We start from the raw sequence: 15223 nt of genomic DNA, 5'->3' as shown, positions 1-15223 counted from the left end.
CATGCTGGCCAAACTGTCCGCCTTCAAACCGAATCCCGCCAGCGACACGCCGCTCTATATGCAGCTGGCGAACATGCTGTCGGACGGCATCGCCAGCGGCGACTGGCGCGCCAACCAGGCCTTGCCTTCCGAGCGCGTGCTGTCGGAGCTCCTCGAAATTTCGCGCGTCACGGCGCGCAAGGCCATCGACATGCTGTGCGACCGGGGCATGCTGACGCGCAAGCGCGGCTCGGGCACCTACATCACGCCCAAGCTGGAACAGCCGCTGTCGCGCCTGACGAGCTTTTCGGAAGAGTTGCGCCAGCGGGGCTTCACGGCCGGCTCGCGCTGGCTGCAGCGCGACATCGGCTCGGCCGCGCCGCTGGAACTGCTGTCGCTGGGACTGTCGCCGCACATGCCGGTGGCGCGCCTGCGCCGCCTGCGCACGGCCGACGAAGTGGTGATGGCGATCGAGACGACCACCATCCCCGCACTGTACATGCCGGACCCGCAGCAGGTGACCGATTCGCTGTACGGCTACCTGGAGTCGCGCGGCACCATCCCGATGCGCGCGCTGCAGCATATCCGCGCCGTCAACGCCACGGCGGAACAGGCCAAGCTGGCCAATATCAAGACGGGTGAAGCCATGCTGCACATCACCCGTGTCAGTTATCTCGACAACGGCGCAGCGGTGGAACTGACCCACTCGTATTGCCGCAGTGATTATTATGAATTCGTAGCGGAGTCGCGCAGATGAGCAGCACTATCAAAGGCAATATCCTTACCCCCGGCGGCTGGATCCACGGCGCCATCGCCTTCGGCGAAAAAGTCGACAGCATCACCGGTGATTCCGTCCACCCGTCGGGCAACAGCGACGACTATATTCTGCCCGGCTTCATCGACCTGCACGTGCACGGCGGCGCCGGCAAGGACATCATGGAAGGCGGCGAAGCCGTCTACACCATCGCGGCCATCCATGCGCGCCACGGCACCACCAGCCTGCTGGCCACCACCATGACGGCGCCGCCGGAAGACATCGACATGGCCTTGACGGCCATCGGCATCGCCGCCAGGCACCGCCGCCCGAACACGGCGCGCGTGCTGGGCGCCCACCTGGAAGGCCCGTACATCAATTCCGGCAAGCTCGGGGCGCAGCCGAACTACGCGCGCGCCGCCACGCTGGCGGAAATCGAGCGCCTGCAAACCCTGGCCAAGCTGCGCGTCATCACCGTGGCGCCGGAAATCGCCGGCCACCTGGAGCTGGTGCGCGCCCTGGCCGACGCCGGCGTGCGCGTGCAGATCGGCCACACGCTGGGCTCCTATGAAGACGGCGTGGCCGCACTGGAACACGGCGCCATGGGTTTTACGCACCTGTTCAACGCCATGAGCGGCCTGCATCACCGCGAGCCGGGCATGGTCGGCGCCGCCCTGGCGCACGCCGAATACGCGGAGCTGATTCCCGACCTGCTGCACGTGCATCCGGGCGCCATCAAGGTGGCCCTGCGCGCCATCCCGCGCCTGTACTGCGTCACCGATTCGACCGCCGCCACCGGCATGCCGGACGGCGAATACATGCTGGGCCGCCACGCCGTGCAGAAATGCATGGGCGGCGTGCGCCTGCCCGACGGCACGCTGGCGGGCAGCACCCTGACCCTGGACCAGGCGCTGCGCAACCTGGTGGGACTGGGACTGGACCTGGCCGACGCGTCCAAGCGCGTGTCGACCAATGCCGCCGATTACCTGGGCCTGGAAGAACGCGGCCGGCTGGCCCCCGGCACTTACGCCGATCTGGTGGTACTCGATCGCGATCTCAAACTCAAAGCTGTGTATATAGAAGGAGAAATCTGTGACCTCAATGATGCTTAAAGAAGCCGTTTCCGCCGCCGAATGCGTCGCCCTGCAACTGGCCAGCGACACGGAACGCTACGCGGAACTGGGCCGCAAATTGAGGAGCACCTCGTTCTCGACCGCGCTGACCATCGCGCGCGGCAGCTCCGACCACGCCTGCAACTACGTCGCCTACCTGATCATGGCGCGCCTGGGCCGCGTCGTGGCATCCCTGCCGATGTCGCTCGTGACCCTGAACAAATCGCCGCTGGTGACGCGCGACACCCTGGCCATCTCGATCTCGCAATCGGGCCAGAGCCCGGACGTGGTCGAACCGATCCGCTACTTCCGCGACGGCGGCGCCACCACCGTGGCCCTCGTCAACGACATCGATTCGCCGCTGGCGCACGCCGCCGAATGGGCCATGCCCCTGCGCGCCGGCAAGGAACAGAGCGTCGCCGCCACCAAGAGCTTCATCACCAGCCTGGTCGCCGGTGCGCGCATGGTGGCCCAGTGGCAGAACGATCCCGAGCTGCTGGGAGGGCTGGAAGCGCTGCCCGAAGCGCTGCTCGAAGCGACCCGCGTCGACTGGTCGCCCGCCATCGACGTGCTGGCGCCGGCCCGCAACATCATGGTCGTCGGACGCGGCATCAGCTTCCCCGTGGCGCTGGAGTCGGCTCTGAAATTCAAGGAAACCTCGGCCCTGCAGGCCGAAGCCTTCAGCGGCGCCGAAATCAAGCACGGCCCGATGGCCCTGATCGAAGACGGCTACCCGCTGCTGATTTTCGCCACACGCGGCCCGACCCAGGCCGGCCTGCTGCAGCTGGCCACGGAAATGCGCGGCCGCGGCGCCAAGGTCCTACTGGCGGCCCCCGCCGACGTGGCCGAACGCGACCTGACCCTGCCCGTGGCGGCCACGCCCGATCTCGACCCGATCGTCGCCATCCAGTCCTTCTATGTGATGGCGGCAAAACTGTCGGCCGCGCGCGGCATGGACCCGGATGCGCCGCGTCACTTGAGCAAAGTAACAAAAACAAACTAAGCAATACCCAACCCGAAAGCGAAGACTGGGGTCGGACCCTGAGGGTCCGACCCCGGCACTTGCGGGGCCACTGGCAGGGATAATAATAATGATCAAGAGACTGTTGGCAGTGTTTGCCTGCGCGGGCCTGCTCGCGCCGCAGGCATGGGCTGCCGAGAAAATCGAATTCTGGACCTTCAGCATGAAGCCCAAGTTCACGCCGTATTTCCATGCGGTGGTGGCGCGCTATGAGGCGCAGAATCCCGGTGTCAAAATCGAATGGATCGACTTCCCGTGGGACGTCATCCAGACCAAGCTGGTCACGCGCATCGTGGCCGGCACGCCGCCCGCGCTGGTCAGCCTGAATGTGCCCTGGGCCGACGAATTTGCGCGCGACGGCTTGCTCACACAAGTCGATGGCCTGATCGCGCCTGCGCGCGCCAGCTACATTCCCAGCGCCCTGGACGACTTGCGCTTCAAGGGCCGCACCTACGGTTTTCCCATGTACAGCAATGTCGCGGTGATCGCCTTCAATACCGTCATTTTCAAACAGGCCGGGCTCACGCGCGGCCCCGCCAGCCTCGATGAGCAACTGGCATTCGCGCGCCAGATCGCGCAACGCACGGGCAAGGCCGGCATCGCCCCTGCCCTCTCGAAGATCGACGGCCTGTTCATGCAGCAGGGCCTGGCCGTCATCACCGACAACCGCGCCGTCTTCAATTCGCCGCAGCACGTGGCGCTGGTGCAGAAACTGGCCGACACCTACAAGGTCGGCGGCCTGTTGAAGGAAAGCCTGTTCGCCGAAGACAATTTCCCCGCCGTGATCGACGCCTACAAGGGCGGCCGCCTGGGCATGCTGCTGGCGCCGCCCACGGCCATGCAGCGCATCCGCGGCGACGCGAAAGATATCTACGCCATCACCGACGTGGCGCCTGCGCCGCTGGGTCCCACCGGCATCGCCGACGGCGGCTGGCTGGTGCACTTCGCCATCCCGAAAGGCGTGCCGGCGCGCCAGCTGCCCTCGGTGGGCAAGTTCGCGCGCTTCCTGACGAACGACGAAAACCAGCTGGCGTTCGCGCGCCAGGCCAGCGTCTTCCCCACCACCGTGAAAGCAGCGGCCGACCCGTTTTTTCTGTCCACGCCGCAAAACGCGGGCGCGGCCGAAAAAGCGGTGGCCGCCGGCGCCCTGTCGATGGGCCACTCGCGCACGCTGTACGTGGCCGGCATCGACGACTACGACGAGCTGCGCCGCTCGCTGGTGAAGGCCGTCGAGGCGGGCGTGACGGGCAAGCAGGACGTGAAGCAGGCGCTGGACCAGGCCGTCGCCATCTGGAACCGCAAGCTGGCCACCCTGCCGCGCCACTAAGGACACCATGAAACTCGCCCACCGCCATACCGTGCAAGCCTGGTTGTTCCTCGCCCCGGCCCTGCTGCTGCTGGCCGCCTTTTCCTTCTGGCCCGTCGGCTACGGCTCCGTGCTGGCCTTCACCGACTACAGCCTGATACGCGAGACGCGCTTCGTCGGCCTCGATAACTTCCGCTACATTTTCAACAACGAGATGTTCGTCTCGGGCCTGAAAAACTCGCTGATGTTTTTGCTGATGGTGCCCTTCGTGCAGGTGGGCGCCATCACGCTGGCCGTGCTGGTGAACAACCGCCTGCCCGGCATCCGTTTGTTCCGCGCCGCCTTCTACGTGCCCGTGGTGACCACCGTGTCCGTGGTCGGCATCATGTGGGGCTTCATGTTCCACGAACAGGGCGCGCTCAATTACGTGATGATGACGTTAAAACTGGTGAACGCGCCCGTGGGCTGGCTGACGAACGACAGCCTGGCCCTGTTTGCCGTGATGTTCGTCACCCTGTGGCGCGGCCTGGGCTGGTACATGGTGATGTACCTGGCGGCCCTGCAATCGATACCGTCGGACATGCAGGAAGCGGCCATGCTCGACGGCGCCAGCCGCTGGCAGCGCTTCTGGAAGATCACCGTGCCGATGCTGCGCCCGACCATCATGCTGTGCTCCATCCTGTCCGTGCTGGCGGCCCTGAAGGCGTACCAGGAAGTCGACGTGCTGACCCAGGGCGGCCCGATGAATTCCACTTTCACGGCGCTGTATTACGCGTATGACCAGGGCTTGAAGCACTTGAAACTGCCGCGCGCGCTGGCGGCCAGCTTCGTCGTCTCGCTGTTTTGCATCGCCATCGCCCTGCTGTGCCTGCGCTATCTGAAACCGAAGCACCGCTGACAGGGCAATGACCATGACAACCCGTTCCCGCCCCCTGAAAAAGCGCCTGCACATACTGGGCCACTATGCCGTGCTGTGCGCGATCGCCCTCGTCTGCGTCTTCCCGTTCTGGTGGACCCTGGTGACGGCCATTTCCACGCAAGGCAATATCTTCGCCTTCCCGCCCACCTTCTGGCCGCAGGCGCCGTCTTTGGACAACTTCATCGAAGTGTTCAATGCGATTCCCATCTGGTCGTTCTTCAAGAACTCCGTGCTGATCGCCGTGTTTACCGTGTTCTGGAAACTGCTGCTGTGTTCCCTGGCCGCGTATCCGCTGGCGCGCCTGAAATTCCGTGGCCGCAAACTCGTGTTCGGCCTGATCCTGGCCACCCTGGTGCTGCCGTCGGAGGTGAACTTTCTCGTCAACTTCATCACCATCACGCAAATGAGCCTGGTCGACACCTACACGGGCGTGATCCTGCCCAACGTGGTGACGGCCGTGGCCATCTTGCTGCTCAAGCAGGCGTTCGAGGAAGTGCCGCAAGACCTGATCGACGTGGCGAGGGTCGATGGCGCGTCCGAGTGGGTCATCTTCAGCCGCATCATGCTGCCGCTGATTACGCCATGGCTGGCCACCGTCGGCATCCTGACGGCCGTCGAATCGTGGAACGAGTACATCTGGCCTTCCATCGTCATGAGCAAGCCCGATGAATTCCCGCTGTCGGTGGGCGTGCTGTATTTGCGCGGCACCTTCGGCAGCAGCACGCGCGTGATCGCGGCCGGCACATTGATCACCATCGTGCCGACCCTGCTCGCCTTCCTGTTTACCCAACGCTTCTTCATGCGCGGCATGGACGGCGCAGTCAAATGAAAACGTCTCTCGATAAGGAAGCCTCCATGCACGACACGCGCATCAGCACCAACATCAACATCAACAAAAAAGTACGCAGCCCGATCAGCTGGGTGCCCACCTTGTACTTCGCCCAGGGCTTGCCGTTCTACGCCGTGGCCCTGGTGGCCGGCCTGATGTTCAAGAGCATGGGCGTGCCGAACGACCAGATCGCCCGCTGGACTGGCCTGATCGGCTTTGCCTGGGTCTTCAAGTCGCTGTGGAGCCCCTTCCTGGAACTGGCGTCGAGCAAGAAGACCATGGTGGTGCTGTTCCAGTTCCTCGGCGGCCTGAGCCTGGGCCTGATCGCGCTGGCCCTGCAGACGCCGCTGTGGTTTGCCGCCTGCGTCGCCGTGCTGTTCGTCGCCGCGCTGGCCTCGTCCACGCACGACATCGTCTGCGACGGCCTGTACATCGCCAGCCTGTCGGACAAGCAGCAGGCGGCCTACGCGGGCTGGCAAGGCGCCTTCTTCAACGCGGGCAAATTCATCTCGCTGGGCGGCCTGGTGATCCTGGCCGGCTACCTGGAGAAAAAAATCGGCATCCAGCCCGCCTGGTCGGTCATCTTCCTGATCATCGGCGCCATGATGCTGTCGCTGGCCGCCTACCACCTGTGGGCGCTGCCGCAGGTGCGCAACGCGGCCGTGGCCGACAAGAGCGTGGCCGGCATCAGCCGCACCTTGTGGGACGTGCTGGTGGACTTCCTGAAAAAGCCCGGCATCTGGGGCATGATCGCCTTCATCATCCTGTTCCGCGCGGGCGAGGCGCAAGTGCAGACCATCGGCCCGCTGTTCCTGCGTGAAGCGCGCGAGCTGGGCGGCCTGGGCCTGTCGACGACGGAAGTGGGCGCCGTGTACGGCACGGCCGGCACCGTGGCCTTCCTGCTGGGCAGCATAGGCGGCGGCTACTTCACGTCGTGGCTGGGCCTCAAGCGCGCCATGTTTTTCCTGATCCTGGCCATGAACTTGCCGAACCTGGTTTTTTACTACCTGAGCCACAGCATACCGACCGACCTGACCCTGATCACGGCCGCGCTCAGCGTGGAGATGTTCGGCTATGGCTTCGGCTTCGTCGGTCTGATCCTGTTCATGATGCAGGTGGTTTCTGTCGGCAAGTACCAGACGGCCCACTATGCGTTCGCCACCGGCGTGATGCAGCTGGGCTTCGTGCTGTTCAAGATGATCAGCGGCGATATCCAGACGGCGCTTGGCTACAAGACCTTTTTCCTGTGGGTGCTGGTGTCGGCCGTGCCCGTATTGATCCTGTCGCGCTTCATGCGCATCGGCCCGAAGGATACCTCCGACCCGTCTGACGCCGGCGCCACGTCCGCGCCGGCCAGCGCCAGCTAGGAATCGCACAACCCATGGCACACATCGCTTTAAAGAATATCGTCAAGCTGTACGACGACAAGCACCCCGTCATCCACGGCATCGACCTCGATATCCGCGACGGTGAATTCGTCGTCTTCGTGGGGCCGTCCGGCTGCGGCAAATCGACCCTGCTGCGCATGATCGCCGGGCTGGAAGACATCACGGACGGCGAGCTGCATATCGGCGGCCAGCTGGCCAACGATATCGCGCCGGCCGAGCGGGGCCTGGCCATGGTGTTCCAGAGCTACGCCCTGTATCCGCACATGACGGTGTACGAGAACATGGCCTTCGCCCTCTCCCTGGCCGGACATAAAAAGGCCGAGGTGCGCGCCGCCGTCGAGCGCGCGGCCGACATCCTGCAGATCACGCCACTGTTGAAACGCAAGCCGAAGGACCTGTCGGGCGGCCAGCGCCAGCGCGTGGCCATCGGCCGCGCCATCGTGCGCAAGCCCAAGGTCTTCCTGTTCGACGAACCGCTGTCGAACCTCGATGCCTCGCTGCGCGTGCAGATGCGCGTGGAAATTTCGCGCCTGCACCAGGAATTGAAGACGACCATGATCTACGTCACGCACGACCAGGTCGAAGCCATGACCCTGGGCGAGCGCATCGTCGTCTTCAACGGCGGGCGCATCGAGCAGGTGGGCAGTCCGCACGAGTTGTATAACAATCCCGGCAACCTGTTCGTCGCCGGCTTCCTCGGCGCGCCGAAGATGAACTTCATCGCCTGCGAGGCCGTCGCCTGCGGCCCCGGCTCGGTGGCCGTGCGTCTGCCTGGCGGCGCCGTGATCGACATCGAGGCGCAAGGTGACGCTGTGGCGCCGGGCAACCAGCTGACCCTGGGCGTGCGGGCCGAGCATGTCAGCCTGCAGGATGGGGCGACGGCGAACAACAACGTCGTCGACGCCACCGTCAGCCATGTCGAATACTTGGGCGACGTGGCCATCGTTTACGCCAGCATGCGGAGCGTGACCGAGATGCTGGCCGTCAAGCTGCCGGCCGAGGAAGGCTTGCGCCAGGCGGGCGACGCCATGCGCCTGCATCTGCCGCCGCAGCGCTGCCTGCTGTTCGATGCAAAAGGGCAAGCCCTGGCGCGCACGTTTGGCGCTCCAGCCCAGCCGTTTATGTGACAATAGCCGTTGTTTACCATGCTGCCGCCCTTTGACTTGTGCGGTCAGGATGGCAGAATACGTGTTTTTTTAGATTCCCTGCCCCCGGCAAATGCCGCCGCACCCTGTTGCGGCAACCAGTACCGGAGCGTATTTTTGTTATTGATTGAAGGATAACCCATGTCCCAATTCCGTCTTGCCCGTCTTAGCTTGCTCCTGGCCGCCATCGGCCTCAATGTCCTGCCAGCCCTGTCGCACGCGCAGGATGCCAAGCCAGCCGCCGCCGCTGCCGCGCCAGCCGATTCGGTACGTCCCGAAGTGTTCAAGCTGCTCGATCCGGTTGCCGTGAAGGCATCGATGGATGCGAAAAACTACGCCGACGTACAAAGCCGCATCGACCAGGCTGCCGCCATTCCCGCCCTGACGCCGTATGAAACGTTCGTGCTGAACCGCCTGCGCGTGGCGCTGGCGTCGACCACCAACAATGCACCGATGGCCATGACGGCGCTGGAAGCGGTCATCGAATCAGGCAAGCTGGACAAGAAAGCCCAGGGCGACTTCATCCAGGCGCTGGCCAACTACCACTACAACGCCAAGGATTATCCGAACGCCATCAAGTGGTTCACCCGTTACCAAACGGAAACAGGCGACGTGACCACCATGCGCCCGTACATCATCCGCGCCTACTACTTCAGCAATGATTTCGCGCGCGCGAAACAGGAACTGATGGCCGACCTGACAGCCAAGCAGCAAGCGGGCAAGACGCCGACCATCGAAGAATTGCAATTGCTGGCCAACACGGGTTCGAAAAGCAAGGACCCGGCCACCTACCTGGTCGCCATGGAAAACCTGGTGCGCTACTACCCGTCGGATGACTACTGGAGCGATCTGCTGAGCCGCACGCAAGGCAAGGCCGGCTATTCCGACCGCTTCGCGCTCGACGTGCTGCGCCTGCAATTCAAGGCCGTGGGCACCATGCCGCCGCAAGATTACAGCGACATGGCTGAAATCGCTCTGCAGAACGCCTTCCCGACGGAAGCGAAAAAAGTGCTGGACGCGGGCTTTGCCAAAGGCGTGCTGGGCACGGGCGCGAATGCCGCCAAGCACAAGAAACTGCGCGACCAGGCCAACAAGGCTGCCGCCGACGATGCGAAGAACATCGCCAGCGGCGAAGCGTCGGCCATGAAGAGCAAGGATGGCACGGGCTTGATCAACCTCGGCTACGCCTTCGTGACGATGGACCAGTTCGACAAAGGTATCGACCTGATCCAGAAAGGCATCGCCAAGGGCGGCCTGAAGCGTCCTGAAGACGCCAAGCTGCGCCTCGGTTATTCCTACGCCATGGCTGGCAAGAAAGATGACGCCATCAAGGTCCTGGAAACGGTCAAGGGCGGCGACGGCGTGGGCGATCTGGCCCGCTACTGGATCCTGTGGCTGAACCGTCCTGCCACGGCAGCGGCGGCACCGGCAGCAGCGGCACAGTAATTCCTGTTCCCGCCAGCATGCGCAAGGCAGTTCCCGGCTCACGCCGGGGCTGCTTTTTTTTCGACCTTTTTTCATTGACCCATGCCGCCAGCCACCGCTCCCGCACCTGCACCTGAACGATTGACCAGCCTGGATGCGTTCCGCGGCTGCGTGATCGTCGTCATGATCTGGGTCAACTATCTGGCCGGCATGCCCGGCATCGCCTGGTGGCTCGAACACGCGGGGCCCCGCGCCGACGGCATCACCTTGCCCGACCTGGTCTTTCCCGGCTTCCTGTTCATGGTCGGCATGGCCATACCGCTGGCCTTGCAGCGCCATTGCGGCCACGTCACGCCCGCCCTGCTGGGACGCCTGCTGTGGCGCTCCGCCAGCCTGATGCTGGCCGGCGTGGTGCTGGCGAATGCCTACCGCTACGATGCGCAGGCGGCGCCGCTGCCGCACGCCCTGTATTTCCTGCTGTTTTACGTGGCCATGATGCTGCTGTGGCGCCAGGGCGCGGGCAAGCTGGAGCTGGCCGTGGGCGGCGCGCTGATGCTGTTCCTGCTGGCGACGTTCCGCGGAGAGCTGAACAGCGAATTTTCCAGCACCTGGCTGCAGCCGTCCTGGTGGGGCATCCTCGGCATGATAGGCTGGTCCTACCTGCTGTGCAGCCTGCTGTACCTGGGGTGCCGGGGCAGCGGCACGGCCCTGATGGGCATGTTCGCCCTGCTGCTCATGCTGTACATGGGCGGCACGGCGGGCAGCCTCGATTTCCTGCCGGCAGGCGTCAACGCCTTCGTCAACGTGCCGCAAGTGCTCGGTTCGACGGCCGCCAATGTACTGGCCGGCACCGTGGTGGGCCAGCTGTTCCTGCGCGGCGCGGCCCTGCGCCATGGGCAGCGCATCCGCTTCATGGCGTGGTTCGCGCTGGGCATGTTCGCGGCCGGCATGCTGCTGCGGCCGTATCACCACATCAACAAGATCGCCGCGACGGAATCCTACACGCTCGTGTGCAGCGCCCTCATCCTGGCCTTGTTCCTCGTGTTTTACATCGTCATCGACGTGTGGCGCTGGCGCGCCTGGGCCGTGGTGCTCGTGCCGGCCGGCACCAATGCCCTGTTCGCCTACATCGTGCCCGACCTGTGGCAGCAGCTGGCGGCCGTGCTGCACCTGCCGCGCTTCTGGTGGCCGTATTGGGAAACGGGCGGCGCGGCCGGCCTGTGGAATGCCGCCGCCGTCACCGCCCTGATGCTGTTCTTCACTGCCCTGGCCACGCGTTACGGGCTGAAATTAAAATTTTAGACCTTGATGTAGATCTTGCGCTTGTCCATGGCGTAGGCAATCAGCCAGCACAGCAGCATGAAGCTGACGGCAAACAGCAGCGAGCCAACGCGCGCCGGCGCCCAGCCCGTAAACCAGTGCTGGTACAGCCACTGGTACAGGTTGCCGCCGCCGATGCGCACGGTAAACGCGATGATCACCAGCACTTCCGACACCAGGTAGATGAACAGGGTGTTCTTACCGAAGACCTCAAAAAAATACGTCCAGCCCGTGATCTTGCGCACGTCAATGATGAACATCAGCAGCGCCAGCAGCAGCAAGTCCAGGCCGATACCGAGCATCACATAGGAGCTGCTCCACAGCTTCTTATTGATCGGAAACACTTCATTCCAGCACAGGGCCACGGCCACGCACATGGCGCCGGCCACGGCCAGCCGAACCAGGCTGGAACGCCATTGCGTCGGCGCCGCCTGGCGCACGAAGCTCCCCGCCAGGTAGCCGGCAATCACATTGACGATGGACGGCAAGGTGCCCAGCACGCCTTCCGGGTCGAAGGCGATGCCTTCGCCATGGTACAAATGGCTGTCGCCCAGCAGAAACAGGTCGAGCTTGGCCGGCGCATTGCCGTGCAGGCTGTAGTCGCCAAAACAGGCCAGGATGGCCCAGTAGCCGAGCAAGGCGCAGGCGCTGAAGACGAGCGCGCCGCGCGTCTTCCCGTAATGGAGGATCAGGGCGGCGGCCAGATAGCACACGGCGATACGCTGCAGCACACCGGGAATACGCGTGTGCGACAACGGCGACCAGGCGAACTGGCCCGCGTCGTCGATCTTGAAGAAGGGAAACCAGTACAGCAAAAAGCCCAATAGAAAGATCTGCGCGCTGCGCTTGCACAGCCGGGCCAGCACGGCGCCGTGTCCCAGGTATTCATACTTGCCCAGCGCAAAGGCCAGCGCATTGCCGACGACAAACAAAAAGCTGGGAAAGACCAGGTCCGTGAGGGTAAATCCATGCCATTCGGCATGCAGGAAAGGCGCATACACGGCGCCCCAGTCGCCAGGCGTATTAACGACGATCATCAGGGCGACGGTCAGGCCGCGCAGGACGTCGAGGGCGAGGTAGCGTTGAGAAGCAATAGTCATGGTCAAACAATTCCAAATAAAAAAGCAGGCCCACCGCTTGTGGCGGAAGGCCTGAAAAATGACGCCGCCTGAACAAACCGCCACTCGGCAGGTTTGCTCAGGCGTTATCCACTACAACTTGGCACGCAGACCAAAATAGAATTGACGGCCGTTCGAATACAGGGCCGTCGGCTGGTCCTGGTTGGCGCCGTAATACTTGAGCACCGGATTGTTCAGGTTCAGCACATCGAAGGTCAGCGAATAGCGCTCGTCGATCTTGTAGTTGAGCGATGCGGCCAGGTTGCCCACGCCATGCACATACTGAGGCGAGCTGCTGAACAGGCCGGCCAGGAAGCTGGAGCGGTAGGTATAGGCCAGGCGCGCGCTCAGCCGCTCGTCCTCGTAATAGCCTTCCAGGTTGTAGGTGCCGCGCGAGCTGCCGACCACGGCGGCGCCATCGTCGGCCTTGCCATTCGTATAGGTGTAATTGCCCACCACGCCGAAACCGCCCCACAAGCCCTGCTGGTAACTGAGTTCCACACCCTTGTTCTTGGCGCCGATATTCGTCGGCGACTGGATCACATAGGTGTTGAATTTCTTGAAGGTATTATTGTAGTAGCTCACGGGCGCCGTACCAAACGTCACGTACGATTTCATGTCCATGTAGAAGGCCCCCACGGACAGCATGGCTTTCGGCGCGAAGTACCATTCCAGGGTGGCGTCGTAGTTGGTCGAGCGTATCGGTTTCAAATCCGGATTGCCGCCCGTTCCCGTCAGCAACTGGTCGTTCAGGTTGACGGCGCCCACCAGGGCGCTGTAGTCGGCGCGCGCCATGGTTTTCGCCACCGCCGCGCGGGCCACCAGGTCCTTGCTGAGGTCAAACTTGATGTTCGCGCTCGGCAGCACATCCGTGTAGCTGTGCTTGACGACGGTGGGCGTGTAGGTGCCAAAGATGTTTTCCTGGCCGATCGGGTTCTCGCCGCCCGGCACGTTCGTCACCGTCGTCTGCTGCGTGCGTACCACGCGTACGCCCACGTTGCCGCGCCACTTGTTGCCTGCCAGGTTGGCCATGATGTAGGCCGCGCTATCCTTTTCCTTCACGTCCAGTTCAGCCGGCCAGTTGCGCGAATTCGGGCCGCCCGTATTGTCATACTTGTTGGCCCACGCCACCAGGTCGGCCGGATCGAGCTGCCAGTAGCGTCCCTGCGCATTGCCGCCCAGGCCCTTGCCATAGTCGCCCGGGTAGGTGCCGCCATTCCATGTCGGCAAGGGCGCATTCGTCGTGCCGTCGCACACGGCGCAGCTGCGGTTTTCCGGCCATGACACATTGCGGTGGTGTTCCGCGTAGCGCGCGCCGAACTTCAGCGATTCCAGCACGCCATAATCCATGCTCAGCTCGCCATCGGCCTGGCCGTATTTTTCCGTGTCCAGGGTTTCCACATGCGAACCCCAGGCCGATGCCGTTACCGCATTCGATAACTTTGAAACATCGAGACCGGGGAAATTCAGCCTGGCCGGCGACAGGCCGTTCAGCTGGTACGACACGCCCACACCGGTCAAGCCCGCCTCATAGCCGAGGTCGACGGGTGTTTCGCCGATGCCGCGCGTGTAGCCGAGGCTGCCCGTGATGCGCAGGCGCTCGCTGGCGCGGTAGCTGCCGTTGAAGTCCACATACGCGGTCGACGAATTCGAGCCAGGGCGGTAGATTTGGTCCACCAGGGCCGGATACAGCTGACCGTTGTACGGCGTGGTGGCATTCGCGGCAGGAAATTGCGACGCGGGAAAATCGGCTGCCACCAGGGTGTTGTTCTTGACCGTAAACGCGCTGGGAATCACGCCCACATGCTTGCCGTCATTATCGACGGCATTCAGATTAGCGCCGGGCTGGTTATAAAAGCTGCGGTTGTAATTGGCTGCGTCCAGCTTGGAATAGAAGCCGTTGACGTCCAGCATCAAATCAGACGTCGGCTTGAATTGCAGGTCGATGCTGCCGCCCTGGCGCTTGCGTACCTGTTCGAACAGGGCCGAGTTGATGCCCAGCGGCGCCAGCACACCCGCCAGTTCCGTATATTTCTGCGCGGCAGGGCTGCCGGCGTCGATGGCGCCATACCCGAAGAATTCCTGTCCGTCACGGCGCTCGTGGCGCTTCTCGGAAAACACCTGGAACAGCACGCCCATGGTCTTCGCTTCGTTCTTCCAGTTAAACAGGGCGTTCATCTGCGGATCGGTCTTGCCCGGCAAGTCCGCATAGATGGCTTGCACGGCCAATTCCGCCGTGAACGGCTGCTTGAAACTGAGGGGCTTGCGCGTCTCGATATTGATGGAGCCGGCCACGCCGCCTTCCACCAGGTCCGCCTGCGCGCTCTTTTGCACGGTGACGCGGCTGACGATTTCCGACGGCAGCAAGGCAAAGCTGACGCTGCGCCCCACGGTGCCCACCTGGTCCGTGACAAACCAGTCGCCCGTGCCCACGGCGTGGCCGTTGATCAGCGTTTGCGTCAGGCTGGGGCTGGTGCCGCGGATGCTGACCCGGTCATTTTCCGAGAAGCCGCCCTCGCCGCCGGCCGACGAGGAAATGTTGACGCCAGGCACACGCTGCACGGCGTCAGCCACGTTCTTGTCGGGCAACTTGCCGATGTCTTCCGCGCTGACGACGTCGATCACTGAATCGCTGTTGCGCTTCTGGCTCAGCGATTGCTCCAGCGAGGCGCGGATGCCGGTCACGACCACTTCCTGCATGGGGGCTTGCTGCGCCTGGGCAGCCATGCTCATGGACAGCAAGGCTGCGGCGGCGGCGATGGGATGTAATACGGGATGCAAACGGCTGTTCATAGACTCCTCGTTATGGATGCCCGCCGCGCTGGCGGGACGGTTTTATGGATGAGTACAGACGGCAAACGACGGGGTGCAGCAGAAAGCGACAAAGATCAGCGGGAGCGCCGAAAA

Annotated in this window: 12 protein-coding genes; 10 read left to right on the top strand and 2 right to left on the bottom strand. The window is 63.5% G+C overall.

All coding sequences use genetic code 11. The features are described 5' to 3' along the window. Position 1 precedes the first annotated feature (1 nt). The 10 genes from JAB4_RS07825 (at position 2) to JAB4_RS07780 (ending at position 11180) form a co-directional block, all read left to right on the top strand. Positions 2 to 736 carry a GntR family transcriptional regulator gene (locus JAB4_RS07825; protein WP_070221876.1) on the top strand — a complete coding sequence of 245 codons (735 nt, stop codon included), beginning with the start codon at positions 2 to 4 and terminating at the stop codon, positions 734 to 736. After that, positions 733 to 1845, top strand: a complete 1113-nt coding sequence (nagA, locus tag JAB4_RS07820) for an N-acetylglucosamine-6-phosphate deacetylase (protein WP_070221836.1) — start codon at positions 733 to 735, stop codon at positions 1843 to 1845. The genes JAB4_RS07825 and nagA overlap by 4 nt, the downstream gene beginning before the upstream one ends. After that, positions 1835 to 2848, top strand: a complete 1014-nt coding sequence (locus tag JAB4_RS07815) for an SIS domain-containing protein (protein ID WP_070221837.1) — start codon at positions 1835 to 1837, stop codon at positions 2846 to 2848. The genes nagA and JAB4_RS07815 overlap by 11 nt, the downstream gene beginning before the upstream one ends. A gap of 88 nt (positions 2849 to 2936) precedes the next feature. Continuing rightward, positions 2937 to 4193, top strand: a complete 1257-nt coding sequence (locus JAB4_RS07810; protein ID WP_070221838.1) for an extracellular solute-binding protein — start codon at positions 2937 to 2939, stop codon at positions 4191 to 4193. Positions 4194 to 4200: 7 nt separating this feature from the next. After that, positions 4201 to 5070: a sugar ABC transporter permease gene (locus JAB4_RS07805; RefSeq protein ID WP_070221839.1), complete on the top strand. Its 870-nt coding sequence runs from the start codon at positions 4201 to 4203 to the stop codon at positions 5068 to 5070. A 13-nt stretch (positions 5071 to 5083) separates the two neighbouring features. Next, positions 5084 to 5920, top strand: coding sequence for a carbohydrate ABC transporter permease (locus JAB4_RS07800; protein WP_070221877.1), 837 nt, complete (start codon positions 5084 to 5086; stop codon positions 5918 to 5920). 26 nt (positions 5921 to 5946) lie between these two features. Further along, positions 5947 to 7287 (top strand): MFS transporter, encoded by a 1341-nt coding sequence (locus JAB4_RS07795; RefSeq protein ID WP_070221840.1) that lies wholly within the window; start codon positions 5947 to 5949, stop codon positions 7285 to 7287. A gap of 14 nt (positions 7288 to 7301) precedes the next feature. Beyond that, complete coding sequence (gene ugpC, locus JAB4_RS07790) at positions 7302 to 8435, top strand: sn-glycerol-3-phosphate ABC transporter ATP-binding protein UgpC (protein ID WP_070221841.1); 1134 nt, start codon at positions 7302 to 7304, stop codon at positions 8433 to 8435. A 159-nt stretch (positions 8436 to 8594) separates the two neighbouring features. Further along, a complete protein-coding gene (locus tag JAB4_RS07785; protein WP_070221842.1) occupies positions 8595 to 9899 on the top strand; it encodes a hypothetical protein in 1305 nt (434 codons plus the stop codon). 81 nt (positions 9900 to 9980) lie between these two features. Next, positions 9981 to 11180: a DUF5009 domain-containing protein gene (locus tag JAB4_RS07780; RefSeq protein ID WP_083287162.1), complete on the top strand. Its 1200-nt coding sequence runs from the start codon at positions 9981 to 9983 to the stop codon at positions 11178 to 11180. Here JAB4_RS07780 and JAB4_RS07775 read toward each other — a convergent pair. Together JAB4_RS07775 and JAB4_RS07770 are read right to left on the bottom strand one after the other, a co-directional pair. Continuing rightward, complete coding sequence (locus tag JAB4_RS07775) at positions 11177 to 12298, bottom strand: heparan-alpha-glucosaminide N-acetyltransferase domain-containing protein (protein ID WP_070221844.1); 1122 nt, start codon at positions 12296 to 12298, stop codon at positions 11177 to 11179. The genes JAB4_RS07780 and JAB4_RS07775 overlap by 4 nt on opposite strands. Positions 12299 to 12409: 111 nt before the next feature. Next, positions 12410 to 15109, bottom strand: coding sequence for a TonB-dependent receptor (locus JAB4_RS07770; RefSeq protein WP_070221845.1), 2700 nt, complete (start codon positions 15107 to 15109; stop codon positions 12410 to 12412). Positions 15110 to 15223 lie beyond the last annotated feature (114 nt).

Source organism: Janthinobacterium sp. HH102, assembly GCF_001758625.2.
Taxonomy (GTDB): Bacteria; Pseudomonadota; Gammaproteobacteria; order Burkholderiales; family Burkholderiaceae_D; genus Janthinobacterium.
The sequence above is the reverse complement of the archived record's forward strand: the minus strand, read 5'-3'. Positions and strand labels throughout refer to the sequence as shown.

What these genes read in the sequence shown, in the direction of transcription:
- JAB4_RS07825 (WP_070221876.1), top strand. Translation starts at nt 2, where the DNA reads ATGCTGGCCAAACTGTCCGCCTTCAAACCGAATCCCGCCAGCGACACG.
- nagA (WP_070221836.1), top strand. Translation starts at nt 733, where the DNA reads ATGAGCAGCACTATCAAAGGCAATATCCTTACCCCCGGCGGCTGGATC.
- JAB4_RS07815 (WP_070221837.1), top strand. Translation starts at nt 1,835, where the DNA reads ATGATGCTTAAAGAAGCCGTTTCCGCCGCCGAATGCGTCGCCCTGCAA.
- JAB4_RS07810 (WP_070221838.1), top strand. Translation starts at nt 2,937, where the DNA reads ATGATCAAGAGACTGTTGGCAGTGTTTGCCTGCGCGGGCCTGCTCGCG.
- JAB4_RS07805 (WP_070221839.1), top strand. Translation starts at nt 4,201, where the DNA reads ATGAAACTCGCCCACCGCCATACCGTGCAAGCCTGGTTGTTCCTCGCC.
- JAB4_RS07800 (WP_070221877.1), top strand. Translation starts at nt 5,084, where the DNA reads ATGACAACCCGTTCCCGCCCCCTGAAAAAGCGCCTGCACATACTGGGC.
- JAB4_RS07795 (WP_070221840.1), top strand. Translation starts at nt 5,947, where the DNA reads ATGCACGACACGCGCATCAGCACCAACATCAACATCAACAAAAAAGTA.
- ugpC (WP_070221841.1), top strand. Translation starts at nt 7,302, where the DNA reads ATGGCACACATCGCTTTAAAGAATATCGTCAAGCTGTACGACGACAAG.
- JAB4_RS07785 (WP_070221842.1), top strand. Translation starts at nt 8,595, where the DNA reads ATGTCCCAATTCCGTCTTGCCCGTCTTAGCTTGCTCCTGGCCGCCATC.
- JAB4_RS07780 (WP_083287162.1), top strand. Translation starts at nt 9,981, where the DNA reads ATGCCGCCAGCCACCGCTCCCGCACCTGCACCTGAACGATTGACCAGC.
- JAB4_RS07775 (WP_070221844.1), bottom strand. Translation starts at nt 12,298, where the DNA reads ATGACTATTGCTTCTCAACGCTACCTCGCCCTCGACGTCCTGCGCGGC.
- JAB4_RS07770 (WP_070221845.1), bottom strand. Translation starts at nt 15,109, where the DNA reads ATGAACAGCCGTTTGCATCCCGTATTACATCCCATCGCCGCCGCCGCA.